At 54.4% G+C, this 23,421-nt stretch carries 22 protein-coding genes; 14 read left to right on the top strand and 8 right to left on the bottom strand.

The genetic code is table 11. The annotated features are described in order from the left end of the window. Positions 1-173: 173 nt before the first annotated feature. From hybO to OGV67_RS14525, 10 genes are all read left to right on the top strand, one after another. Complete coding sequence (hybO, locus tag OGV67_RS14570) at positions 174-1,292, top strand: hydrogenase 2 small subunit (protein WP_012135130.1); 1,119 nt, start codon at positions 174-176, stop codon at positions 1,290-1,292. 2 nt (positions 1,293-1,294) lie between these two features. Further along, positions 1,295-2,281, top strand: a complete 987-nt coding sequence (gene hybA / locus OGV67_RS14565) for a hydrogenase 2 operon protein HybA (RefSeq protein ID WP_024130950.1) — start codon at positions 1,295-1,297, stop codon at positions 2,279-2,281. Beyond that, a complete protein-coding gene (gene hybB, locus OGV67_RS14560; protein WP_012135128.1) occupies positions 2,271-3,449 on the top strand; it encodes a Ni/Fe-hydrogenase cytochrome b subunit in 1,179 nt (392 codons plus the stop codon). The genes hybA and hybB overlap by 11 nt, the downstream gene beginning before the upstream one ends. Beyond that, complete coding sequence (gene hybC, locus OGV67_RS14555) at positions 3,446-5,149, top strand: hydrogenase 2 large subunit (RefSeq protein ID WP_012135127.1); 1,704 nt, start codon at positions 3,446-3,448, stop codon at positions 5,147-5,149. The genes hybB and hybC overlap by 4 nt, the downstream gene beginning before the upstream one ends. Then, positions 5,149-5,643: a HyaD/HybD family hydrogenase maturation endopeptidase gene (locus OGV67_RS14550; protein ID WP_115614414.1), complete on the top strand. Its 495-nt coding sequence runs from the start codon at positions 5,149-5,151 to the stop codon at positions 5,641-5,643. The genes hybC and OGV67_RS14550 overlap by 1 nt, the downstream gene beginning before the upstream one ends. Next, positions 5,636-6,127, top strand: coding sequence for a hydrogenase-2 assembly chaperone (hybE, locus tag OGV67_RS14545; RefSeq protein WP_115614415.1), 492 nt, complete (start codon positions 5,636-5,638; stop codon positions 6,125-6,127). The genes OGV67_RS14550 and hybE overlap by 8 nt, the downstream gene beginning before the upstream one ends. After that, the gene (hypA, locus tag OGV67_RS14540; protein ID WP_012135124.1) at positions 6,120-6,461 is read left to right on the top strand and encodes a hydrogenase maturation nickel metallochaperone HypA; all 342 of its coding nucleotides are present in this window, start codon (positions 6,120-6,122) and stop codon (positions 6,459-6,461) included. Before hybE ends, hypA begins: the two co-directional genes overlap by 8 nt. Positions 6,462-6,478: 17 nt before the next feature. Beyond that, on the top strand, positions 6,479-6,727 hold the full coding sequence (hybG, locus tag OGV67_RS14535) for a hydrogenase maturation factor HybG (protein WP_012135123.1): 249 nt from the start codon (positions 6,479-6,481) through the stop codon (positions 6,725-6,727). Between the two features lie 79 nt (positions 6,728-6,806). Beyond that, on the top strand, positions 6,807-7,859 hold the full coding sequence (locus OGV67_RS14530; RefSeq protein ID WP_286465683.1) for an ABC transporter substrate-binding protein: 1,053 nt from the start codon (positions 6,807-6,809) through the stop codon (positions 7,857-7,859). Then, on the top strand, positions 7,859-8,542 hold the full coding sequence (locus OGV67_RS14525) for a molybdate ABC transporter substrate-binding protein (protein WP_110493823.1): 684 nt from the start codon (positions 7,859-7,861) through the stop codon (positions 8,540-8,542). Before OGV67_RS14530 ends, OGV67_RS14525 begins: the two co-directional genes overlap by 1 nt. A 97-nt stretch (positions 8,543-8,639) precedes the next feature. Here OGV67_RS14525 and yghU read toward each other — a convergent pair whose 3' ends face one another. Next, entirely contained in the window at positions 8,640-9,509 is an 870-nt protein-coding gene (gene yghU, locus OGV67_RS14520) for a glutathione-dependent disulfide-bond oxidoreductase (protein WP_200003476.1), read from the bottom strand. Positions 9,510-9,730: 221 nt separating this feature from the next. Here yghU and OGV67_RS14515 point away from each other — a divergent pair, with 221 nt between their 5' ends. The 3 genes from OGV67_RS14515 (at position 9,731) to OGV67_RS14505 (ending at position 15,278) form a co-directional block, all read left to right on the top strand. Next, entirely contained in the window at positions 9,731-12,019 is a 2,289-nt protein-coding gene (locus OGV67_RS14515; RefSeq protein ID WP_286465682.1) for an FdhF/YdeP family oxidoreductase, read from the top strand. A 158-nt stretch (positions 12,020-12,177) separates the two neighbouring features. Beyond that, positions 12,178-14,040, top strand: a complete 1,863-nt coding sequence (gss, locus tag OGV67_RS14510) for a bifunctional glutathionylspermidine amidase/synthase (RefSeq protein ID WP_012135118.1) — start codon at positions 12,178-12,180, stop codon at positions 14,038-14,040. A gap of 182 nt (positions 14,041-14,222) precedes the next feature. Beyond that, a complete protein-coding gene (locus OGV67_RS14505; RefSeq protein WP_012135116.1) occupies positions 14,223-15,278 on the top strand; it encodes an NAD(P)-dependent alcohol dehydrogenase in 1,056 nt (351 codons plus the stop codon). A 51-nt stretch (positions 15,279-15,329) separates the two neighbouring features. On the opposite strand, the gene OGV67_RS14500 is transcribed toward OGV67_RS14505, so the two are convergent. Continuing rightward, positions 15,330-16,307, bottom strand: a complete 978-nt coding sequence (locus OGV67_RS14500; protein WP_223849108.1) for an AraC family transcriptional regulator — start codon at positions 16,305-16,307, stop codon at positions 15,330-15,332. A gap of 107 nt (positions 16,308-16,414) precedes the next feature. Continuing rightward, positions 16,415-17,245: an alpha/beta fold hydrolase gene (locus OGV67_RS14495; protein WP_012135114.1), complete on the bottom strand. Its 831-nt coding sequence runs from the start codon at positions 17,243-17,245 to the stop codon at positions 16,415-16,417. Between the two features lie 188 nt (positions 17,246-17,433). On the opposite strand from OGV67_RS14495, the gene OGV67_RS14490 reads away from it, so the two are divergent. Then, a complete protein-coding gene (locus OGV67_RS14490) occupies positions 17,434-17,859 on the top strand; it encodes a MerR family transcriptional regulator (RefSeq protein WP_058668106.1) in 426 nt (141 codons plus the stop codon). Between the two features lie 54 nt (positions 17,860-17,913). Here OGV67_RS14490 and OGV67_RS14485 read toward each other — a convergent pair whose 3' ends face one another. From OGV67_RS14485 to OGV67_RS14465, 5 genes are all read right to left on the bottom strand, one after another. Further along, entirely contained in the window at positions 17,914-18,954 is a 1,041-nt protein-coding gene (locus OGV67_RS14485) for a fimbrial protein (RefSeq protein ID WP_223849107.1), read from the bottom strand. Next, positions 18,945-21,446 carry a fimbria/pilus outer membrane usher protein gene (locus tag OGV67_RS14480; RefSeq protein WP_286465681.1) on the bottom strand — a complete coding sequence of 834 codons (2,502 nt, stop codon included), beginning with the start codon at positions 21,444-21,446 and terminating at the stop codon, positions 18,945-18,947. Before OGV67_RS14480 ends, OGV67_RS14485 begins: the two co-directional genes overlap by 10 nt. Before the next feature lie 11 nt (positions 21,447-21,457). Beyond that, positions 21,458-22,135, bottom strand: coding sequence for a fimbrial biogenesis chaperone (locus OGV67_RS14475; RefSeq protein WP_115614417.1), 678 nt, complete (start codon positions 22,133-22,135; stop codon positions 21,458-21,460). Positions 22,136-22,181: 46 nt separating this feature from the next. Then, positions 22,182-22,700: a fimbrial protein gene (locus tag OGV67_RS14470; RefSeq protein ID WP_012135109.1), complete on the bottom strand. Its 519-nt coding sequence runs from the start codon at positions 22,698-22,700 to the stop codon at positions 22,182-22,184. Positions 22,701-22,772: 72 nt separating this feature from the next. Then, a complete protein-coding gene (locus OGV67_RS14465) occupies positions 22,773-23,345 on the bottom strand; it encodes a helix-turn-helix transcriptional regulator (protein ID WP_200003475.1) in 573 nt (190 codons plus the stop codon). Positions 23,346-23,421 lie beyond the last annotated feature (76 nt).

The raw sequence follows: 23,421 nt of genomic DNA, 5'->3' as shown, positions 1-23,421 counted from the left end.
TACCCCGGTTTAATTAATTACACTATTGTCTTACTCCTTCGTTTTGTTGTTCCGTCAAAGTATCATGGTTCAATAACCATAAAGAAAGTGTGGTAAATGGCGCGCCGATCGCAATAAGTTATTTGTGAACGGTGCAAAATAGAGCCAGGTCTTTGCAACGGAATAACAATAAAATGACTGGAGATAATACTCTCATCACTTCTCACGGCGTTAATCGTCGTGATTTCATGAAGCTTTGTGCAGCACTGGCCGCAACCATGGGGCTCAGTAGCAAAGCCGCCGCAGAAATGGCCGAATCGGTTTCCCGTCCGCAGCGCCCGCCCGTCGTCTGGATCGGCGCTCAGGAATGTACGGGATGTACCGAATCGCTCCTTCGCGCGACCCACCCAACGGTAGAAAACCTCGTTCTGGAAACGATCTCTCTGGAGTACCACGAGGTCCTCTCCGCCGCCTTCGGCCATCAGGTTGAAGAGAACAAGCATAACGCTCTGGAGAAGTATAAAGGGCAGTATGTGTTGGTTGTCGATGGTTCCATCCCATTAAAAGATAACGGTATTTACTGCATGGTTGCCGGCGAGCCGATTGTGGATCACATCCGCAAGGCGGCGGAAGGCGCAGCGGCGATTATCGCGATCGGCTCCTGTTCCGCGTGGGGCGGCGTCGCTGCCGCTGGCGTGAACCCGACCGGCGCCGTCGGGTTGCAGGAAGTCCTGCCGGGCAAAACCGTTATCAATATCCCGGGCTGCCCGCCGAACCCGCATAACTTCCTGGCAACGGTTGCCCACATCATCACTTACGGTAAACCGCCGAAGCTGGATGCCAAAAACCGTCCAACCTTCGCCTATGGCCGTCTGATTCACGAACACTGCGAACGCCGCCCGCATTTTGACGCCGGTCGCTTCGCCAAAGAGTTCGGCGATGAAGGCCACCGTGAAGGCTGGTGCCTCTACCATCTGGGCTGTAAAGGGCCTGAAACCTACGGCAACTGTTCGACGTTGCAGTTCTGCGATGTTGGCGGCGTATGGCCGGTGGCGATTGGGCACCCCTGCTACGGCTGTAACGAGGAAGGCGTTGGCTTTCATAAAGGCATCCACCAACTCGCCCATGTGGAAAATCAAACCCCGCGTTCCGAGAAGCCGGATGTCAACCTGAAAGAGGGTGGCCACATTTCCGCAGGCGCCGTCGGGCTGCTTGGCGGCGTGGTTGGGCTGGTTGCCGGTGTCAGCGTGATGGCGGTACGTGAACTGGGGCGTCAGCAGAAGAAAGATAACGCTGACTCACGGGGAGAATAACCGTGAACAGACGTAACTTTATTAAAGCAGCCTCTGGCGGGGCATTGCTGCTGGGCGCGTCGCCGTCCATCAGCCATGCGGCTGCGGAAAACCGTCCGCCCATCCCGGGTTCCCTGGGGATGCTGTATGACTCGACGCTGTGCGTGGGCTGTCAGGCGTGTGTGACCAAATGCCAGGATATCAACTTCCCGGCGCGTAACCCTGAAGGGGCGCAAACCTGGTCGAATAACGACAAGCTGTCGCCTTACACTAATAACATCATTCAGGTGTGGCATAGCGGAAGTGGCGTCAATAAAGATCAGACAGAGAACGGCTACGCGTACATTAAGAAACAGTGTATGCACTGCGTTGACCCTAACTGCGTCTCCGTTTGCCCGGTATCCGCGCTGAAGAAAGACCCGAAAACCGGCATCGTTCATTACAACAAAGACGTCTGTACCGGCTGTCGCTACTGCATGGTCGCCTGCCCGTACAACGTGCCGAAATACGACTACAACAACCCGTTTGGCGCGCTGCACAAGTGTGAACTGTGCAACCAGAAGGGCGTTGAGCGCCTGGACAAGGGCGGTCTGCCGGGGTGCGTTGAGGTATGTCCGGCGGGCGCGGTGATTTTTGGTACGCGAGAAGAGCTGATGGCGGAGGCGCAAAAACGCCTGGCGCTGAAGCCTGGCAGCGAATACCACTATCCGCGCCAGACGTTGCAGACTGGCGATACGTATCTGCATACCGTACCGAAGTATTATCCGCATCTGTACGGTGAAAAAGAGGGCGGCGGCACGCAGGTGCTGGTGCTGACCGGCGTTCCTTACCAGAATCTGGATCTCCCTCAACTGGCCGATCTGTCAACTGGCGCGCGTTCTGAACACATTCAACACACCCTGTATAAAGGCATGATGCTGCCACTGGCTGTGCTGGCGGGCTTAACCGTGATGGTTCGTCGTAATACGAAAAACGAGCATCACGACGGAGGAGACGATCATGAGTCATGATCCTAAACCGCTGGGCGGGAAAATAATCAGTAAACCGATCATCATCTTCGGGCCGCTTGTCGTCCTGTGCATGCTTCTCATTGTGAAACGTCTGGTCTTCGGGCTGGGATCGGTCTCCGATCTGAACGGCGGCTTCCCCTGGGGCGTGTGGATCGCTTTTGACCTGCTGATCGGCACCGGCTTCGCGTGCGGCGGTTGGGCGCTGGCGTGGGCGGTGTATGTCTTCAACCGGGGGCAATACCATCCGCTGGTGCGCCCGGCGCTGCTGGCAAGCCTGTTCGGTTACTCTTTGGGCGGGCTGTCGATCACCATTGACGTTGGTCGTTACTGGAACCTGCCGTATTTCTACATCCCAGGACACTTCAATGTGAACTCGGTGCTGTTTGAAACGGCGGTCTGTATGACCATCTACATCGGCGTGATGGCGCTGGAGTTTGCCCCCGCGCTGTTTGAACGCCTGGGCTGGAAAGTCTCGCTTAAGCGTCTGAACAAAGTGATGTTCTTTGTTATCGCTCTCGGGGCGTTGCTGCCGACCATGCACCAGTCGTCAATGGGATCGTTGATGATTGCCGCCGGTATTAAAGTACATCCGCTGTGGCAGAGCTATGAAATGCTGCCGCTGTTCTCATTGTTCACCGCTTTCATCATGGGTTTCTCCATCGTTATTTTTGAAGGCTCTCTGGTGCAGAGCGGCTTAAAAGGCAACGGCCCGGATGAGAAAAGTTTGTTTATCAAGCTGACCGGTACTATCAGCGTTTTCATCGCGCTGTTCCTCGTGTGCCGTTTTGGTGAACTGATTTACCGCGACAAGCTCTCTTATGCGTTTGCCGGTGACTACTACTCCTTGCTGTTCTGGGTTGAAGTCCTGCTGATGGTCTTCCCGCTGGTGGTGCTCCGTCTGCCGAAACTGCGCGGCGACTCGCGGATGTTGTATCTGTCCGCCCTCAGTATGCTGCTGGGCTGCGCAACGTGGCGTATGTCCTACTCGCTGGTGGCGTTCAATCCCGGCGGCGGCTACCACTACTTTCCCACCTGGGAAGAACTGCTGATTTCTATTGGTTTTGTGGCTATTGAGATTTGTGCATACATCTTACTCATTCGTCTACTGCCGATACTTCCTCCATTAAAACAAAACGATCACAATCGTCATGAGGCGAGCAAAGCATGAGCCAGAGAATTACTATTGATCCGGTAACCCGTATTGAGGGTCATTTACGCATCGACTGCGAAATCGAGAACGGTGTGGTGTCAAAAGCATGGGCATCCGGCACCATGTGGCGCGGCATGGAAGAGATCGTGAAGAATCGCGATCCGCGCGATGCCTGGATGATTGTGCAGCGTATCTGTGGCGTATGTACCACGACCCACGCGATCTCTTCCGTTCGTGCGGCGGAGAGCGCGCTGAAGATTGACGTTCCGGTCAATGCGCAGTACATCCGTAACATCATTCTGGCGGCGCATACTACCCATGACCATATTGTGCACTTCTACCAGCTTTCTGCGCTGGACTGGGTGGATATCACCTCTGCGCTGAAAGCCGATCCGGCGAAAGCGTCGGCGCTGTTGAACGGCGTGTCGAGCTGGCACCTGAATAGCGCGGAAGAGTTCACGAAGGTGCAGAACAAGATCAAAGATCTCGTTGCCAGCGGCCAGTTAGGGATTTTCGCTAACGGCTACTGGGGACACCCGGCGATGAAACTGCCGCCGGAAGTGAACCTGATTGCGGTCGCGCACTATCTGCAAGCGCTGGAATGCCAGCGTGACGCCAACCGCGTGGTGGCGCTGCTGGGCGGTAAAACACCGCACATCCAGAACCTGGCGGTGGGCGGGGTGGCGAACCCGATCAACCTCGACGGTCTCGGCGTGCTGAACCTTGAACGCCTGATGTACATCAAGTCCTTCATCGACAAGCTGAGCGACTTTGTTGAGCAGGTTTACAAGGTGGATACGGCGGTAATCGCGGCGTTCTATCCAGAATGGCTGGAGCGCGGAAAAGGCGCGGTTAACTATCTGAGCGCGCCGGAATTTCCGACCGACGGTAAAAACGGCAGCTTCCTGTTCCCTGGCGGCTATATCCAGAATGCGGATCTGTCGACGTATCGCCCGATCGCCTCGCATTCCGATGAATACCTGATTAAAGGGATTCAGGAGAGCGCGAAGCACGCCTGGTACAAAGACGAAGCGCCGCAGGAACCGTGGGAAGGGACTACCGTCCCGGAATACACCGGTTGGTCTGATGACGGTAAATACTCGTGGGTTAAGTCCCCGACCTTCTACGGCAAAACCGTTGAAGTGGGGCCGCTGGCCAATATGCTGGTTAAACTGGCGGCGGGACGCGAGTCCACGAAGGCCAAACTGAATGAAATCATCGCGATCTACCAGAAACTGACCGGCAAAACGCTGGAGGTGGCGCAACTGCACTCCACGCTGGGGCGTATCATTGGCCGCACCGTTCACTGCTGCGAATTGCAGGGTATTCTGCAAAATCAGTACAGCGCGCTGATCGCCAATATCGGGAAAGGCGACCACACCACGTTCGTCAAACCGGATATCCCGGCGACGGGTGAGTTTAAAGGGGTGGGCTTCCTTGAGGCGCCGCGCGGTATGCTCTCTCACTGGATGGTCATTAAAGACGGCATTATCAGCAACTACCAGGCGGTGGTTCCGTCCACCTGGAACTCCGGTCCGCGTAACTTTAACGATGAAGTGGGGCCATACGAGCAGTCGCTGGTGGGGACGCCGATCGCCGATCCAGAAAAACCGCTGGAAGTGGTGCGTACTATTCACTCCTTCGACCCTTGCATGGCGTGCGCGGTGCACGTAGTGGACGCTGACGGGAACGAAGTCGTCTCAGTTAAGGTTCTGTAATGCGGATTTTAGTGTTAGGGGTCGGCAATATTTTGCTGACCGATGAAGCCATCGGGGTGCGTATCGTTGAAGCGTTAGAACAGCGGTACATCCTGCCGGATTTCGTGGAGATCCTTGATGGCGGCACGGCGGGAATGGAGCTTCTCGGCGATATGGCGGACAGAGATCACCTGATCATCGCGGACGCCATTGTGTCGAGAAAGAACATGCCGGGAACCCTTATGATCCTGCGTGATGATGAGGTGCCTGCGCTGTTCACCAACAAAATCTCACCGCATCAGCTTGGCCTGGCCGACGTTCTGTCGGCCCTGCGCTTCACTGGCGAGTTTCCGAAAAAGCTGACGCTGATCGGCGTGATCCCGGAATCGCTGGAGCCGCATATCGGCCTGACGCCAACGGTTGAAGCGATGATTGAACCTGCTCTGGCGCAGGTTCTTGCCGCGCTGCGCGAGTCAGGCGTTGAGGCTATTCCACGGGAGGCTGCGCATGTCTGAGGAGATTTCAGGGTTCCCGTCCTCTCCGAAAATGCAGGTTCAGGCGGCGTTTGAAGAGATTGCCCGACGCTCAATGCACGATCTCTCGTTTTTGCACCCGAATATGCCAGTGTATGTCTCTGACTTCACCCTGTTTGAAGGGCAGTGGACGGGCTGCGTGATCGCGCCGTGGATGCTGAGCGCGCTGATTTTTCCCGGCCCCGATCAGCTCTGGCCGGTACGCAAAGTCAGTGAAAAACTCGGATTACGTCTGCCGTATGGCGCGATGACCTTTACCGTTGGCGAACTGGACGGGGTTTCGCAATACCTCTCCTGCTCGCTGATGTCGCCGCTCAACCGCGGTATGTCGGCACAAGAGGGGATGCGTCTGGCGGACGACTGCGCGCGGATGCTGCTGTCGCTGCCGGTCAGCGATCCCGATGCGCCGCAGCTGGCAGGGCGTCGTGCGCTGCTGTTTGGACGCCGGAGCGGCGAGCATGCATGAGCTGTCCCTGTGCCAGAGCGCGGTTGAGATTATCCAGCAGCAGGCGGAACAGCATGGCGTGACGCGAGTCACCGGCGTATGGCTGGAAATTGGCGCGCTCTCATGCGTAGAAGAGAGCGCCGTGCGCTTCAGCTTTGATATCGTTTGCCAGGGTACGCTCGCGCAGGGGTGTGCGTTGCACATCGACTATAAACCCGCTCAGGCGTGGTGCTGGGATTGCAGCCAGGCGGTTGAAATCACGCAGCATGACGCGCAGTGCCCACACTGTCAGGGCGATCGTCTGCGGGTGGATACCGGCGACTCGCTGAAAGTGAAAAGTATTGAAGTGGAATAACGTCCAGGTGGTTAACTATGTGTATTGGAGTCCCGGGGCAGGTTCTGTCCGTTGGTGAAGATATTCACCAGCTTGCGCAGGTTGAAGTGTGCGGCATCAAGCGTGATGTGAATATTGCCCTGATCTGTGAAGACAGCCCTGCAACGCTGGTGGGGCAGTGGGTGCTGGTGCATGTGGGATTTGCCATGAGCATCATTGATGAAGAGGAAGCCAAAGCCACATTAGACGCGCTACGCCGAATGGAGTATGACGTTACCAGCGCCTGATAATCCCTGAAGGCAATCTATCAAGCGGCCTTGCAATCGTTGTATACTAATGTATATATCGATTGTGAGGACATCTCCCATGTTTAAATCCTTACGCCAGCTCTCCCTGCTGGCGTTGCTTTTTTCCCTGCCGTTTATGGCTCAGGCCGAGCGTACGTTTACCGATCAGATTGGTCGCCAGGTTACCGTCCCGGATACGGTGGATCGCGTAGTGGTACTCCAGCATCAGACGCTGAATTTGCTGGTGCAGATGAACGCCACCGACAAAATTGTTGGCGTGATGGCGAACTGGAAACAACAGCTTGGCGACGGTTATGCCCGCCTGGCGCCGGAGCTGACAACGAAAGCCGCGTTGGGTGATTTAACCCACGTTGATGCGGAAAAACTGGTCGCGCTGCATCCGCAGGTGGTGTTTGTCACTAACTATGCGCCGCAGGAAATGATCGACAAAATCAGCAGCCTGGGCATTTCGGTGGTGGCGATTTCTCTGCGCCATGATGCGGCGGGCGAACAGGCAAAAATGAACCCGACAATGACGGATGAAGAACAGGCTTACGATCAAGGGCTGCGTGAAGGGATCACGCTGATTGGCGATATCGTCAATAAACCTGACGAAGCAAAAGCGCTGATTGCCGCAACGGATGAGGGGCGCAAGATGGTGAGCGAACGCCTGAAAAACATCCCGGAAGATCAACGCGTTCGCGCCTATATGGCGAACCCGGAACTGACCACCTACGGCTCCGGTAAATATACTGGCCTGATGATGGCGCACGCGGGGGCGTTGAACGTGGCGGCATCGACCATTAAAGGCTTTAAGCAGGTCGCAATGGAACAGGTTATCGCCTGGAATCCGCAGGTGATTTTTGTTCAGGATCGCTATCCGAAAGTGGTGGATGAGATCCTGCAAAGCCCGCAGTGGCAGGTGATTGATGCGGTGAAAAATCATCGCGTCTATCTGATGCCGGACTACGCGAAGGCCTGGGGCTATCCGATGCCGGAAGCGATGGGCATTGGCGAGCTGTGGATGGCGAAAAAACTCTATCCGCAGAAATTCCAGGATATTGATATGCGCAAGGTCGCCAATGACTGGTATCAGCGTTTTTATCGCACTGACTATCAGGGCGTTGACTGATGAAAATCCTTGCCGCAGGCAGCCTGCGTGCCGTCTGGCAACCGCTAATGGCCTGTTTTCAGGCAGAGACGATCCGCTGTGATTTCGGCCCGGCGGGATTGCTGCGTGAACGGATTGAAGCCGGTGAGCCGTGCGACTTTTTCGCCTCGGCTAATGTGGCGCATCCGCAGGCGCTGCTGGCGAGCGGGCGGGCGCTGTCGGTTTCGTCCTTTGCGCTGAATCGCCTCTGCCTGACCGTGCGTGCTGACGTTATGCGGGAGGGCGACGACTGGCGGTCGCTGTTGATGCGCGAGGATCTGCGAATTGGCACATCAACGCCGGGCTGCGATCCTTCCGGTGATTACACGCAACAGCTTTTTTCGCGAATGGGAGCCGTCGGCGAGGCGATCCGCTCGCGTGCTGTGGCGCTGGTCGGCGGCCGCGATTCTTTGCCGCTTCCCGCCGGAGCGCTGGCGGCGCAATGGTTAATCGACCACGATTACACGGATGTTTTTATTGGTTATGCCAGCTATGCCCCCAGACTGCGGCAAATCAGTACCCTGCGCGTGGTTGATATTCCTGAACCGTATAATCCGATCGCTGAGTACGCGTTTGCCTGTCTGACGGCGCGCGGAAAACCGCTTGCCGAATTTCTGCTTTCCACTCCGGCAGGACTGATTCTCATGCAACATGGGTTTAATTAAACGCCGACTATCACAAACCCGTGGGCCTGATAAGCGAAGCGCCATCAGGCAATATAACGCCTGATGGCGACGTTAAAATCTCATCCGGCGTCACGGTTTAGCTCTGACGCTTATCTTCGGTTTGTGTGTCGAAGTCGCTGGCGTCGTGACGCTCATGAAGCTGCTCGTTGAGCGGCCCGTTGGAGCGGTTCACAATGCGCCCGCGTTTGACCGCCGGACGTTCCGCAATCTCTTTCGCCCAGCGCTGTACGTGCTTATAGCTTCCCGCATCCAGAAATTCTGCGGCGTCATACACGTTGCCGAGCACGACATTGCCAAACCACGGCCAGACAGCCATATCGGCAATGGTGTACTCATCGCCCGCCACATACGGATGACGCGCCAGCTGCTTATCCAGCACGTCCAGCAGACGCTTGGCTTCCATCGTAAAACGGTTGATCGCGTACTCTATTTTCACCGGCGCGTAGTTGTAGAAGTGACCAAAGCCGCCGCCGAGGAACGGCGCCGCCCCCTGGAGCCAGAATAACCAGTTCAGGGTTTCGGTACGTTTAGCGAGATCCTGCGGCAGGAAATAACCAAATTTTTCCGCCAGGTAGAGCAGAATTGCGCCGGACTCAAAGACACGCAGCGGCGGGTTCTGCGAGTGGTCGCGCAGCGCCGGGATTTTTGAGTTTGGGTTCACATCGACAAAACCGCTGGAGAACTGATCGCCGTCGCCAATGCGAATCAGCCAGGCGTCATACTCTGCGCCCGTCACGCCCTGCGCCAGCAACTCCTCCAGCATGATGGTCACTTTCTGGCCGTTTGGCGTTCCCAGGGAGTAGAGCTGTAGCGGATGCTTGCCGACGGGCAACGTCTTGTCGTGAGTCGGGCCAGAAACGGGACGGTTGATATTGGCGAATGCGCCGCCGCCTGCGGATTTATCCCACGTCCATACTTTCGCGGGTTGATAAGTATTCTCTGACATGTTGACCTGCCTTCTGGGTTGGTGTGTTGAAGCAGTGTAGCAGTCGGAGGCCATGCGGTTTAACAGATTGGGACATTAAGCGCCGGTTTTTTCGCTGGAAGGGGAACACAATATAACCCGTTAATTGTAGCCCGCCTGTACTCCATCAAGAGGAAATCAATATCAAGCGGAAATTGTTACCGTACTCGCCATTAAAAATTGGCAGTGAATAAGCAGTAACAATGAAAAATGGTGTTCCAGGAGTAAGCGGTTATCAGGGCCCGGCGGGCGGCTGGGGAGCTGTGAAAGCGGTCTCTGCGTCGGTGTTTTCCCAAAAGGCCGTCACGCGCGATATTATCGCGATGTTCAAAATGAATCAGGTCAAAGGCTTTGACTGCCCTGGCTGCGCATGGCCTGACCCTGGCCATCGGGCGCCGATGGAACTTTGTGAGAATGGCGTCAAAGCGGTCTCCTGGGAAACCACCAGCAAGAAAGCCTCACCGGCGTTTTTCCGTCGTCATCCGGTGTCCACTTTATGGCAGTACAGTGATTACGAGCTGGAAAATATTGGCCGCCTGACGCACCCGATGAAATATGATGCCGTAACCGATACCTGGCAAGCCGTGGAATGGGACATCGCGTTTCAGGAAATCGGCGAACGCCTGCGCAGCTACGATTCCCCGGAACAGGTAGAGTTTTATACCTCCGGCAGAACCTCGAATGAAGCGGCGTTCCTGTATCAGCTGTTTGCCCGCGAATACGGCAGCAACAACTTCCCGGACTGTTCCAATATGTGCCACGGCCCGACCAGCGCAGGGCTGACGCGCGCTATTGGTCTGGGGAAAGGCACCGTTGAACTGGCGGATTTTGACCACTGCGATCTGGTGATTTGCATCGGGCATAATCCGGGAACCAACCATCCTCGTATGCTGACCACGCTGCGCGATGTGGCAAAGCGCGGCGCCAAAATTATCGCTATCAATCCGCTGGCGGAGCGAGGACTTGAACGCTTTAGCTTCCCGCAAAGCCCTAAAGAGATGCTCACCGGCCAGGCGACCGAACTCAGCAGCAGCTACTACCAGGTGAAAATGGGCGGCGATGCGTCGCTGCTCAAAGGCATGATGAAGGCGCTGATTGAAATGGATGAGGCGCGGGTGCTGCTAAACCAGCAGCCTTGCCTCGATCATGAGTTTATTGCTGCGCATACCGCCGGTTATCAGGCGCTGTATGATGATCTGCGCCAGTGCCACTGGGCGGAACTGGAAGCGGATTCAGGTCTGACGCGCAGCCAGATGGAAGATTTAGCGCACAGCTACAATAAATCGCGCGCCACCATCATTTGCTACGGCCTGGGGATCACCCAGCATAAAAACGGCACCGGGAATGTGCAGCAACTGGTTAACCTGCTGTTGCTGAAAGGCAATATCGGAAAGCCGGGCGCGGGTATCTGCCCGTTGCGTGGGCATTCCAATGTGCAGGGCGACCGTTCGGTAGGGATTAACGAAGCGGCGTCGGACGCCTTCCTGCAACGCCTTGAAGCGCGTTTTGCCATTACCGTTCCTCGTCAACATGGCCGCGCCAGCGTGGAGAGCATTCGGGCGATAGAGCGGGGCGAGGCTAAGGCGTTAATCTGCATGGGCGGCAATCTGGCCGTGGCGATGCCGCAGCCGCAGCGGACGTTTGCGGCGATGCAAAAGCTGGATATGCAGGTGCATGTGGCAACCAAACTGAATCGCTCGCACCTGCTGCTGGCGAAGCATAACTATCTGCTGCCCGCGTTGGGCAGAACGGAGCGCGACCTTCAGGCGACAGGGATTCAGTCCGTCACCGTCGAGGATTCAATGTCGATGGTGCACGCCTCCTGCGGCTCTCTGAAACCGGCTTCGCCGTGGCTGAAATCGGAACCTGCGATTGTGGCGGGAATGGCACGCGCCACGCTTACGCGTTCGCCGGTGAACTGGGAAGAGATGGTGGGAAACTATGCTCTGATCCGCGACGCCATTGAAGCCGTTATTCCGGCGTTTCATGACTACAATGCCCGCATTGCCGCGCCGGGCGGATTTCGCATGGACACGCCTGCCTCGCGCCGTGAGTGGCATACCGGGAATGGCAAAGCCAACTTTGTCGTTAGCCAGCAGCGCGCCGTTGAGCGTCAGCAGCAACCCGCTGATGCGCTGGTGCTGGCAACGCTGCGCAGCCACGATCAGTACAACACCACCATTTATGGCCTGAATGACCGTTATCGCGGCATTACCGGCCGCCGTGACGTCGTGTTTTTAAATGCGGCGGAAGCCAGCGCGCGCGGGCTGGCGCAGGGCGATGTGGTGACCATTCAGGCGCTGGACGATCATGGCCGCCCTTGTGAGGATCGCGCGATGTGCGGGCTGACGGTCGTGATCTACAACATGGCGGCAGGATCGATTGGCGCCTATCTGCCGGAAGCGAATGTGCTGTTGTCTCTGGATGCGGTCGATAGCGAAAGCCTGACGCCAGCCTATAAGAGCGTGCCGGTGGTTATCAATAAAGCATAACATCGTTCCCGCTATGAATTTTTTGTCTCTGTGCGCCGTCTGGCCGGGTAGAGGTGTATGATGAATCGACCTCTGTCCGGTTAGTGTTATTGAGCAGGCAAGCAGAGCGAAAAATTCACGCCATACTGCTCAGGCTGTATTGTTTTGAGGTAAGGTGCATGAGCAAAGGAACGACCCGTCAGGATGCCCCATTCGGGACATTATTGGGCTACGCCCCCGGTGGCGTAGCAATCTACTCTTCAGATTACAGCTCCCTCGACCCACGGGAATACAGCGATGATGCCGCGTTTCGCAGCTACATCGGCAACGAGTATATGGGCCATAAATGGCAGTGCGTTGAGTTCGCCCGCCGCTTTCTCTTTCTCAATTATGGGGTTGTGTTCACGGATGTCGGCATGGCGTGGGAGATCTTCTCGCTGCGTTTCCTGCGCGAAGTGGTGAACGACAACATCCTGCCGTTACAGGCGTTCCCCAATGGTTCGCCCCGCGCGCCGGTCGCTGGCGCGCTGCTTATCTGGCAAAACGGCGGCGAGTTTAAAGATACCGGCCATGTGGCGATCATTACCCAGTTGCTGGACAACAAGATCCGTATCGCCGAACAGAATGTGATCCACACGCCGCTGCCCCCAGGGCAACAGTGGACCCGCGAGCTGGATATGGTGGTGGAAAATGGCTGCTATACCCTGCGCGATACCTTTGACGACACCACGATCCTGGGCTGGATGATTCAGACCGAGGACACGCAGTACAGCCTGCCTCAACCAGACATCGCCAACGATTCACTGAAGATTCGTGGCGCGCGGCTGGAAGAGAAAGGGCAGTTTGACGGCAAATGGCTGGATGAGCGGGACCCGCTGCAAAAAGCCTATGTGCTGGCGAACGGGCATGTGATTAATCAGGACCCGCATCAGTATTTCACCATTACGGAAAGCGCCGAGCAGGAGCTGATTAAAGCCACCAACGAGCTGCATCTGATGTACCTGCATGCCACTGACAAGGTGCTGAAAGACGATAACCTGCTGGCGCTGTTCGACATTCCGAAAATCCTCTGGCCGCGTTTGCGCCTCTCCTGGCAGCGTCGTCGCCACCATATGATCACCGGTCGTATGGATTTCTGTATGGATGAACGCGGCCTGAAGGTGTACGAGTACAACGCCGATTCCGCATCATGCCATACCGAAGCGGGGCTGATCCTCGAACGCTGGGCCGAAAAGGGCTACACCGGGAAGGGGCATAATCCGGCGGAAGGGTTGATCAACGAACTGGCGGGCGCATGGAAACACAGCCTCGCGCGTCCTTTCGTCCACATCATGCAGGATAAGGACATTGAGGAGAACTATCACGCCCAGTTTATGCAACAGGCGCTGCGCCAGGCCGGGTTTGAAAGCAAAATTCTCCGGGGACTGGATGCGCTGCGTTGGGACGATGCCGGTCAGCTGATTGACGGCGATGGCCGCCTGGTGAACTGCGTCTGGAAAACCTGGGCGTGGGAAACCGCAATTGAACAGGTGCGTGAAGTCAGCGAGACGGAATACGCCGCCGTGCCGATTCGTACCGGCCATCCTGAAAATGAAGTGCGGTTGATTGATGTGCTATTGCGACCGGAAGTGCTGGTGTTTGAACCGCTGTGGACGGTGATCCCCGGCAATAAGGCTATTTTGCCTATCCTGTGGTCGCTCTTCCCGCATCACCGCTATTTGCTGGATACCGATTTCACGGTTAATGACGAACTGGCGCGCACCGGTTATGCGGTGAAACCGATCGCCGGGCGCTGCGGCAGCAATATCGATCTGGTGAGCCATCAGGAAGAGTTACTCGATAAAACCAGTGGGAAATTTGCCGCGCAGAAAAACATTTACCAGCAGTTGTGGTGCCTGCCAAACGTGGCCGGGAAGTATATTCAGGTCTGCACTTTCACCGTTGGCGGCAACTATGGCGGTACGTGTCTGCGTGGCGATGATTCGCTGGTTATCAAAAAAGAGAGCGATATCGAGCCGTTAATTGTGGAAAAAGGGGAATAGCCTCTTCTGAAAAAGAGCCTTGGGCGTGATGCGCCAGCGTCCGCCCTGGCCATTCAATGCCTGGGGATGCGTGACAGACGTTCTGTCGGGAGTATCAGGCAATCATCCGGCAGGATTAGGCTCACTCTGCCATTCATCAAACCGCTACAGTTTCAGGTGGAAAACAAACAACTGGAGCTGCTATGAAAACCATCGGTTATGCTGCATTAAACGCGACTACGCCACTGGCCCCTTTTACGTTTGAACGACGCGCATTGCGTGCCAATGATGTGGCGATTGAGATCCTGTGGTCAGGCGTCTGTCACAGCGATCTGCATCAAACCCGTGACGACTGGAAAGAGTGGGGCGCGACGATTTACCCCTGTATTCCCGGACACGAAATTATTGGCCGGGTGATTGATGTCGGCAGTAAAGTGACGCGTTATCAGGTCGGGCAACAGGTGGCGGTCGGAACCCTTGTCGATAGCTGTCAGGAGTGCGATCAGTGCCGCAGGCACGAAGAGCAAATGTGCCGTGAGTTTCCGACGGTGACCTATAACGGGCGTGACCGCATCTCAGGAGACGTCACTTACGGCGGTTACTCAAAACATATCGTGGTTCGCGAGGAGTTTGTCCTGAATCTGCCGGAAGGCCTTGATCCGGCCAGAGCGGCGCCGTTGCTCTGCGCGGGCATCACCGTTTACTCGCCGCTGCGGACCTGGAACGTTGGCCCCGGCTCGCGCGTTGGGGTGATTGGCATCGGTGGCCTGGGGCACCTTGCGGTTCGTCTGGCGGCCGCTTTGGGCGCAGAGGTGACGGTTATCACCCGCAGTGAGTCAAAAGCGAAAGAGGCGCATGAGCTGGGCGCCGAACACGTTCTGCTCTCGACTTCCGCAGAGGCGATGAATAACGCGGCGTCCTCTTTTGATGTGATTATTGACACCATCCCGACGCGCCATGATGTTTCACCCTACGTTCAGCTACTTGATGTGGAAGGGGCGCTGGTTATTGTCGGTAATCTGGGGAATATGGAAGGGTTCAGCACCTTGCCGCTGATTCTGGGGCGTCGTCGCATCACGGGTTCACCGTCTGGCGGGATTGCACAAACGCAGGAGATGCTGGATTTCTGCGCCCGTAAAGGTGTGTACCCGGAGTGTGAGATCATCGATATCCAGCAGATTAACCAGGCTTTTGAGCGTATGGAGCGGGGTGATGTGAAATACCGCTTTGTGATTGATATGGCTTCACTGTCGAACTGACGGTAAGCAACGCATATCGGATCGACTGTTTTGCGGTCCGATATGCGTGTATCAGCGCGGTATCCCGGTCAACGTTCCCGCTTCCCGGACGCGTTCTGCGCCTTTCAGCGACTGCACTTTATCGCCGATTGGCGTGATGCCGAACAGGCGTTTGTACTCCCTGTGAAACTGACTGACGCTTTCATAACCCACTCTGATGGCCGCTGTCGAGGCATCCACATTATCTGACAACAACAGGCGTCTGGCTTCATGGAGCCGTAATTGCTTCTGATACTGCAACGGGCTCATGTTGGTCATGCGACGAAAGTGGTGATGCAGCGTCGAAACGCCCATTCCTGCAATCCCGGCCAGATCCTCCATTTTTAATGGTTGGGAATAGTGCGTGCGTAACCAGTTGATTGCGGAAGATATCCTCTGGCTGCTCGATCCTGTCAGTACGGTTTCCCGCAGCGTCATACCTGCCGGGCTGGTTAAAATGCGATACAGAATTTCCCGCTGAATCAGGTTGCCGATATACCCTTTATCCTGCGGGCGTTCTGCGAGCGTGATGTAGCGCAGTATGGCGTCAAACAAAAAACGGTCGGCATGGCTGAGCGAGAGTCCTTCGCCTGCGAATCCCACGTCATTGCCGTGCTGTTCCATATCAACCAATACTTCACGCGCAACAGATAAATCCAGTTCCAGCAACAGCGATATAAAAGGACGCTCGGCGCTGGCCTGCATCACTTCGGCGACGGTTGGCAGATTGACCGCCGTCAGAAGAAAACGGGATTCGTTGTACACATAGGCCGTATCGCCTAACGTGACGCGCTTTTCTCCCTGGAGGATCAGCGACACGCTGGGCTGGTAAATATAAGAAAGCGGCGGCATTGGGCCGTGGAGTTCAGCAACGCTCAGACCGGGGAACGGGTAGACGACCCGTTCCTGATGTTCGGTATATGTTCTGACTTTTGCGGTAATTTCGTGGCGCAACGATGCGGTGTCCTGCCGCAGGCGATCATCCTGTGAGTTCGGGCGGTGATCCAGCATGGTCAGACTCCTCAACATAGGTTCGTATGTTTTAAACTGGAATGCAGCCGCCCGCGACCCCTTTTTTTGCTAATTGACTTGCCAGCCCATCCGTCGTGGTCGGTGCATCAGCTATTCACAAAGGCCAGCAGGTCGGCGTTAACCCGATCTGCATGCGTGGTGGGGATGCCGTGCGGGGCTCCCTTGTACGTATTCAGCGTACCGTTTTTGAGCAGCCCGGCTGAAAGTACGCCGGAATCATGGTAGGGAACGACCTGATCGTCATCGCCGTGGATAACCAGAACCGGGATAGTGATACGCTTGAGATCTTCCGTGAAATCCGTCTGCGAGAACGCGACGATACCGTCGTAGTGCGCTTTGGCTCCCCCCATCATTCCCTGACGCCACCAGTTCCAGATGACCGCCTCAGACGGACTGGAACCCGGACGGTTGTAGCCATAGAAGGGACCCGCAGGGATATCGTAATAGAATTGCGCCCGACTGGCGGCCAGCTGCGCCTGGAAGTCGTCAAACACCGACCGGGGCGTACCCTGCGGATTGCTGTCGGTTTTTACCATCAATGGCGGAACTGCGCTGATCAGCACGGCCCTGGAGACGTTATCTTCGCCGTGACGCACGATATAGCGCACGACCTCGCCACCGCCGGTTGAATGCCCGACGTGCATTGCGCCCTGGACGCCTAAATGCTTAACGACTGCGGCAACGTCATCGGCATAATGATCCATGTCATGACCGTCCCACACCTGGCTGGAACGTCCATGACCACGCCTGTCGTGCGCGACGACCCTGAACCCCTTGTCCACGAAAAACAGCATCTGAGCATCCCAGTCGTCGCTGGAGAGCGGCCAGCCGTGGTGGAAGAAGATCACTTTTCCCTCTTTCGGCCCCCAGTCCTTATAGAAAATGTCAACGCCATCGCTGGTTGTTACGTAACCCATATCGTTTCTCCGGTTCAGTAAGTTGTTAAAGGGAGAGACTTGTCTTGCGCGTAGCGCCAGGACGTTGGCTCCCGAAAAAAGGAGAAACGTCAGGGTCTGCGCGCTCGTCCGGCAACGATCTTCTGTTGACCGTTTAGAGAGTATAAGTTTAAAGTTAACTTTAAGGTCAAGAGAGGTCTGTAAACGGTATGAAGATTGGTGAACTGGCAAAAGTAACGGGGCTTACGCCCTCCCGTATTCGGTTTTACGAAGCAGAAGGGCTGATCAGTCCTCCTCAGCGTCAGAGCAACGGGTATCGTAATTATTCGGCGGAGGTGGCGAATCTGCTGAAGATTATTGATAACGCTCAGCGTGCCGGTTTTTCACTTGAGCAGATCCGCTGCTTTTTACCGCAGGAGCAGAAAAAGTGGGATCACGAGGGGCTGATACAATCCCTGGAGAAGCGTATCGCGGAGATCGAACTCATGCAGAAGCAGCTTGAAGAGAGCAAGAGCGAGTTGCTGAGTCTGATCGCCAGTATTGCAAACCGGCCTGACGGGATTTCCTGTGAGGACAACATGCAGCGGCTGATAGGGCAATTGCGTAATCCGGCGACCGCCACGGAAAACCGGTAAAATAAATGGCGAGGGGACGTGGTTCAGCTTCGGTCTTGCCGCCCCCTCACTGTCTTATTGGTATGTCATGGTAAATGACAAAACGCCATTCGCTGCACCGGTCGTGATGGTGTCTCCGGTCTGGTAATAACGCGCTTTCAGCGGCACCGTGAATCCGCCGCCGGAGGATGAAGTGCCAACGGCGACATCAGAACCCAGCGCCATCGGCTGATTGTTATAAAGTAATTGGATTCCCACGCCCGTGGCGGCATTATTTCCGCCAATGGTTTTCAGCACGCCTTTGCTCGCATCAAAAATATCGCCTTCCATCTTAACGCTGACCTTTGTTCCGGCATTACAAACCATCGGCAGATCGAAAGACTGCGTGTGTGCGTCTCCCGGTGTGGTGCCTTTGCCATTAAAGGCTTGTTTATCCACGTCCTGCATATTCACGGGGATAAACGTCGTTTGTAGATTACAGGCTGGCGTGGTAACCGTGAACGCGTTGATATTGACGGAAGATTCGGGTGAATGCCACAGCAGCGCGTTATTTAACATAACCAACGATCCCACGGTTCTTGCCGTTATGGTTCCAGACCCGGTTTCGGCTGCCGTCTTATAAAACGTCACGATAACCACGCCATCCAAATTGCTGTTCACCATCCCCGCCATATTTTCACAGAGCTTAGCGGTATTTATGTCTCCCCGTATGGTATTGCTTCCCGTAACGGTCACGATGCCTGCGGCACATTTTGTCGTTGCGGCGGACAGGGAATACCCCACGCCGCTAATGTTCGTTTTATATATCTGACGCCCGTTGAGTGACGAATCGAATGTGCCAATGGCTCTGATACCAAAAATCTGCCTGGATATAACGCCCTCAGCGGAGTCCCAACAGTTAAAGGCATTAATTGTCGGTGTAATAACCTGTGTTCCTATTATTGAGCCTACAGGGAGATCCCGCGAGATAGTTACATTCTGCGGTGAGATCGTTGTTGTTGACGTAACCGTAGTGCAGTTCCACGCCAGGGCGGTGTGTGAAAATAATCCCAGCGAGGTAAAAATTAAGCTGATTAAAATTCGATACATTTTTCTTTCTCTCCAGATCAGTGGCATTGCGCAATGACTGTTTGCGGTTTGTCAGCGATCTGCGTTATCTGATACGTTGCCTGACAACTTCCCTCGGCCCAGTTAACGATCACGCTTCCTTTTTCCGGTACGCCGTTGAGCCAGACGCGTTTGCGATCGTCAACCATTCCTTCTGGAATGTTGTCGTGATTTTTAATACGGGTCGTCGCGCCAAACGGAATCTCTTTCCCGGTGAACTGAAGCATGACCTTATAACCGGTGACGGTAGGGTAATCAGCCAGCGCCAGCGCGCCTTTGGTCGGTACAACGGTGTAGGTGTCATTCAGCACATCGGTATGCGGGTTCAGCGATGCGGTATCCAATGACAGACTGTTCTGCCGATACGGCGTGACATACGGCACCACGGCAAAACCTCTGCTGTCGGTGTAAATCCCGCTGTTATTCGCCACTTTCACATCCGCCGCGTTGTCCGCTTTCACCAGTGCCATAGTTTCGCCAAGAGGCTGCGTGGCCGAGACGCCGTAAGGGTGAACCACAATGCCGCCCATCGCCCCAACCGACATCTGGCGGTTATCGCGAGAGTAGTTGTAACCAAGCTGATACTCGCCATGACGGCCTTTGTAATTGACGGAAGCGCTTCCCATCGCATCCGAGCCTTTGCTGTTGTAGCCCTGCTGTACGTTCCAGCTCAGGTTTTTATCTTCCAGCGCTGAACCGGATAACCCCACCTGCGAAGTCGTATCGCCTTTTTTGTTGCTGTTCCCGGATACCGTCATCCAGCTGTCTGGCAGGAAACGTGAGAGCGGAATCTGCATCGTCAGAGAGACGATATGATCGTTTTCATTGTGCCAGGGGCCGCGTGAATAGCTGTAGTTCAGGCCGTAGTTGATATTGTTTATGCTGGTGTTGTAACCCACGTTAACGCTGCGCTCGGTGTCGCCGCCCCAGTAATCCTGTTGCCAGGCGGAGAGGTTTATATTTCCCCAGTCGCCAAGTCGCTGGTTCAGCGTCACCTGTGCCTTGCTGCGTTTGTTCCGTTCATAGCGCCAGCTGTTGCCTTCACGTATTGTGTCGCTCCCCATTCGAAAGGTATTCACGTCCCCGTTCGCTTCCTGGAAATCACGAAAACCTGATGAGGAATAGCGATAGCCCATCAAACTGAATGAGGTGCCTGTCGAAGCAAAGTCTTTGGCGTATTGCGCGCGTAACGACACGCCTTCTTCTGTCTTGCCGGGCAGTTGCGTACGGGCGAAAGTGGCGTCAAAAGAGAGCGAGCCGAATTCACCGAACCCTTTTCCGATCCCCAGTGCTCCGGCCCAGTAATCTGCGGATGCCAGCGTGCCGCCATATATCGTGCTATCCCAGGGTAAACCGTAGCTCAGCGTGCCCTGTAGAAATTCCGGCTCTTTATCTTTGCTGTTTGCCGCGCGATATTTCCCTGCTGCCAGCGCATATTTGAACTGACCTTCGCGTTGCATCACCGGCACCGCGGAAAATGGCTGAATAAACTGATGCACCGATCCATCCGCCTCACGTACTGCCACTTCCAGATCGCCGCTGGCGGTGGTCGGGTACAGATCGTCAATCGCGAACGGGCCTGGCGGCACATAAGATTGCCAGATAACGTTGCCACCCTGACGAATGGTGACCTGCGCGTTGGTCTGTGCAATACCGCGTACCACGGGAGCAAAACCACGGACGCTTTCCGGCATCATGCTGTCATCTGAATAAAGCTGCGCGCCGCGAAAATTCACGCTGTCGAACACACCGGCCTGAGTATAACCATCGCCTATGCTGAACTGACTTTTCAGAGCCTTAATGTCACGCTCCAGCGATGTGCCAAGGGTGTTCCAGTGACCAGCGCCATCGTTGTTGTTATAAGTGGCGTAATGGCGCAATCGCCAGGGCCCAACGTTAATACCGCTACGCAGGTTCAAATAGCTGTCGTTACTCGACTTGCCGCTGCCATGCGTGTTAGTGCCTGAGAAGTTGTAGTTCAGGAACAGCATATTCAGTCCATCATCCCACCGCTCAGGCGATACCGACCCCCGGGGATCGCGCTGTAGATACTCCTGCGGTACAGAGAGATCCAGGCGCATCCCGTCAAACTGGAAAATAAGCTGGCTGCCGGGAAGCAGTTTGCTGAGGTGTTCAACGTTCGCGGTATCTGCCATGTGCATCCATTCAGGTTGTGCATTGCGCTTAACGCCCCATTGCACCAGATCTGCACGAGTCAACACCGGTATTAACCCACTCTTACTGTCAATAAATGAAATATCCTGTGATGCCAGATAATTTCCATTTACATAGACATCAACGTGATAGACGCCAGGCACCTGCCCGTCAGCTTCATTAAAACGAGAAATATCAATATCACGCGGGATATTTCCACGGGTTTCAATAAAATCTGGAGAGAAATAATCGCCAGCCAGTACAGCAGGAGTATGCGTACACAGATAAATAAGTGTGGATAACCGAGTTAATTTAGCAAAACCCGAAACTGCATTGACATGAAACATGGCTTTGTAACCTACATTTTAAATTTATGTTCAGCCGTAATGCCTCCGAAGTCATTAATCGCACGCCACGATACTTCACCACCCGTTACCGCCGACTGAGGTAGCGATACCGTTTGAAATGGTAAAACCATTGGAGGTTTTGCTAGTTGTTTCCCATTCACCTTGATGTCGTATAGCGACACGCTATACGGCGAGGGGTTATGCACACTTAACTTTCCACCCACGCTTGAAAACGTTAGCTGCTGATACGCAAGCGAAGGGTCGCCTTTTAATCCTGCCGGACGATAAAACAGCTTCATTTTACTTTTGACCGCAATCAATAATTCATTTTTAGCATCCGGTGATGACGAAGGGATTGCTTTAATATTCAACCAGTAAACACTTTCTCTGTCCGTAGGGAGCGTGTCGCCTGATAACATAACGCGTACTGAATTCTGCGCCTGCGAATTTAATTTGAACAAAGGCGGTGTGGTGATGAATGCATTGTCACTGTCGTCGCCATTTTCACTTTTGCTTACCCATGACTGAATTAAATACGGCTTGTTATCTGGATTGTTAACGCTGATTGCCGCCTGATTGCCACTGCCGTTATAAATAAGCCGGGTGCCGCCTATTTCCACACCGCTTATTGCCGTTGCGGAGATAAACAAAAGACCAGCGGCAATCTTTTTATAGACTTTCTGAAACATGAAGAGATCCTGAGTGAATTACTCAGGGCCGCGAAGGGCCCTGCTTTTACTGGTAAATAACGGTAAACGCGGTTGAAGAGTTTGCCGTACCCGCGCCAACAGCGCCGGTTGCCATATATTTGGCAAAGTAAGTCAGTGTGTTATCAACATCTTCTTCCAGCGCTACGCTGGAGGATGCGGAACCCACAGGGATCAGCGTTGAGTTGTCCTGCTCATAAATCGCGACACCAACATTCGACGCTGTCTGCCCATTGCTCAGCGCTAAGATAGAAGGGTTAATCGTGTCGGTGATGCCATCAAAACGAATACTGGCGTTGGAAATGCTGGCCGGGCAGGATTTCAGCACAATATTAAAACGCTTCGCCGCCGCCGTTGCTCCGCTACCGCCTGAGAATGCGGTTGTCGCGACAGTCCCCAGGTTGACAGGCTGCGCAATCGCAGAGGTATCCACCACACAGGCCGTACCGGTGATGCTGCCAGTAAAACTAATTACGCCGTCAGCAGCATTTGCCGCCTGAAATACAGAGAGCGATAAAATCGCGGAAATCAGTGCAATCTTTTTCATATAAGATCCAGTTAGTTAAGTTAATATTTAAGAAATAATATACTGATGCTTTAAATGTTAATTAATAATGTGCTAATTCCCTCCAGTGAAATACTGATCTGACGAATGACATTGTCTGATTAACGAAATACTGTGTTCGCAGGTGTCCTGCTTATAACTTTCTACTCGTGCGATAGTTCGGTACAAAGATATACGATTGCCGACCTGAAGTTTAAAAACCAAACTGCGCCGGTGGGCATAAAATGTCTTAACCGTCATACCTAATTGTTTACCAATCTCATTCGCATCAAGCCCTTTTTGCATACATGAGAGCACCTCGCTTTCTCGCATTGAAAGCGTGTACTTCACCCGATAAATATATCGGGAATCATTGACAAACAGGCAGGACAGAATTTCATTAAGTCGGCTTCGCTTATCAACAAACGTAATACTCCGTAGATGTTTTAATGCATAGTAGTCAAGATCATTGCTTATAAACGCAATAATCTTCCTGTCTGCAAAAAAATGCTCTTTAACCTGCAGGAGGTTTGTTGTCTCAACATCTACTATGTAGTAATTTTCATCAATCAACTCCGATGTTAACAGCGTACTGATACCGACGATAAAAAAATAATCATCAGAAAAAACGGAGTTTGACAAATCCATAAAACTTCCCTTTTTGGCATGCCCTCTTTGGTTATTTAACGCCAGAAATTCACCTCATGTTTCTTTGTGAAATTTA

The organism is Citrobacter sp. CK188 (genome assembly GCF_030333525.1).
In the GTDB taxonomy this organism is placed as follows: Bacteria; Pseudomonadota; Gammaproteobacteria; order Enterobacterales; family Enterobacteriaceae; genus Citrobacter_B; species Citrobacter_B koseri.
This window is presented reverse-complemented; position numbering and strand designations above follow the sequence as displayed.

What these genes read in the sequence shown, in the direction of transcription:
- OGV67_RS14495 (WP_012135114.1), bottom strand. Translation starts at nt 17,245, where the DNA reads ATGGGTTACGTAACAACCAGCGATGGCGTTGACATTTTCTATAAGGAC.
- hybB (WP_012135128.1), top strand. Translation starts at nt 2,271, where the DNA reads ATGAGTCATGATCCTAAACCGCTGGGCGGGAAAATAATCAGTAAACCG.
- hybE (WP_115614415.1), top strand. Translation starts at nt 5,636, where the DNA reads ATGTCTGAGGAGATTTCAGGGTTCCCGTCCTCTCCGAAAATGCAGGTT.
- OGV67_RS14465 (WP_200003475.1), bottom strand. Translation starts at nt 23,345, where the DNA reads ATGGATTTGTCAAACTCCGTTTTTTCTGATGATTATTTTTTTATCGTC.
- OGV67_RS14485 (WP_223849107.1), bottom strand. Translation starts at nt 18,954, where the DNA reads ATGCCACTGATCTGGAGAGAAAGAAAAATGTATCGAATTTTAATCAGC.
- OGV67_RS14500 (WP_223849108.1), bottom strand. Translation starts at nt 16,307, where the DNA reads ATGCTGGATCACCGCCCGAACTCACAGGATGATCGCCTGCGGCAGGAC.
- OGV67_RS14505 (WP_012135116.1), top strand. Translation starts at nt 14,223, where the DNA reads ATGAAAACCATCGGTTATGCTGCATTAAACGCGACTACGCCACTGGCC.
- OGV67_RS14490 (WP_058668106.1), top strand. Translation starts at nt 17,434, where the DNA reads ATGAAGATTGGTGAACTGGCAAAAGTAACGGGGCTTACGCCCTCCCGT.
- hybO (WP_012135130.1), top strand. Translation starts at nt 174, where the DNA reads ATGACTGGAGATAATACTCTCATCACTTCTCACGGCGTTAATCGTCGT.
- OGV67_RS14525 (WP_110493823.1), top strand. Translation starts at nt 7,859, where the DNA reads ATGAAAATCCTTGCCGCAGGCAGCCTGCGTGCCGTCTGGCAACCGCTA.
- hybC (WP_012135127.1), top strand. Translation starts at nt 3,446, where the DNA reads ATGAGCCAGAGAATTACTATTGATCCGGTAACCCGTATTGAGGGTCAT.
- OGV67_RS14530 (WP_286465683.1), top strand. Translation starts at nt 6,807, where the DNA reads ATGTTTAAATCCTTACGCCAGCTCTCCCTGCTGGCGTTGCTTTTTTCC.
- yghU (WP_200003476.1), bottom strand. Translation starts at nt 9,509, where the DNA reads ATGTCAGAGAATACTTATCAACCCGCGAAAGTATGGACGTGGGATAAA.
- OGV67_RS14550 (WP_115614414.1), top strand. Translation starts at nt 5,149, where the DNA reads ATGCGGATTTTAGTGTTAGGGGTCGGCAATATTTTGCTGACCGATGAA.
- gss (WP_012135118.1), top strand. Translation starts at nt 12,178, where the DNA reads ATGAGCAAAGGAACGACCCGTCAGGATGCCCCATTCGGGACATTATTG.
- OGV67_RS14515 (WP_286465682.1), top strand. Translation starts at nt 9,731, where the DNA reads ATGAAAAATGGTGTTCCAGGAGTAAGCGGTTATCAGGGCCCGGCGGGC.
- hybG (WP_012135123.1), top strand. Translation starts at nt 6,479, where the DNA reads ATGTGTATTGGAGTCCCGGGGCAGGTTCTGTCCGTTGGTGAAGATATT.
- OGV67_RS14475 (WP_115614417.1), bottom strand. Translation starts at nt 22,135, where the DNA reads ATGTTTCAGAAAGTCTATAAAAAGATTGCCGCTGGTCTTTTGTTTATC.
- OGV67_RS14480 (WP_286465681.1), bottom strand. Translation starts at nt 21,446, where the DNA reads ATGTTTCATGTCAATGCAGTTTCGGGTTTTGCTAAATTAACTCGGTTA.
- OGV67_RS14470 (WP_012135109.1), bottom strand. Translation starts at nt 22,700, where the DNA reads ATGAAAAAGATTGCACTGATTTCCGCGATTTTATCGCTCTCTGTATTT.
- hypA (WP_012135124.1), top strand. Translation starts at nt 6,120, where the DNA reads ATGCATGAGCTGTCCCTGTGCCAGAGCGCGGTTGAGATTATCCAGCAG.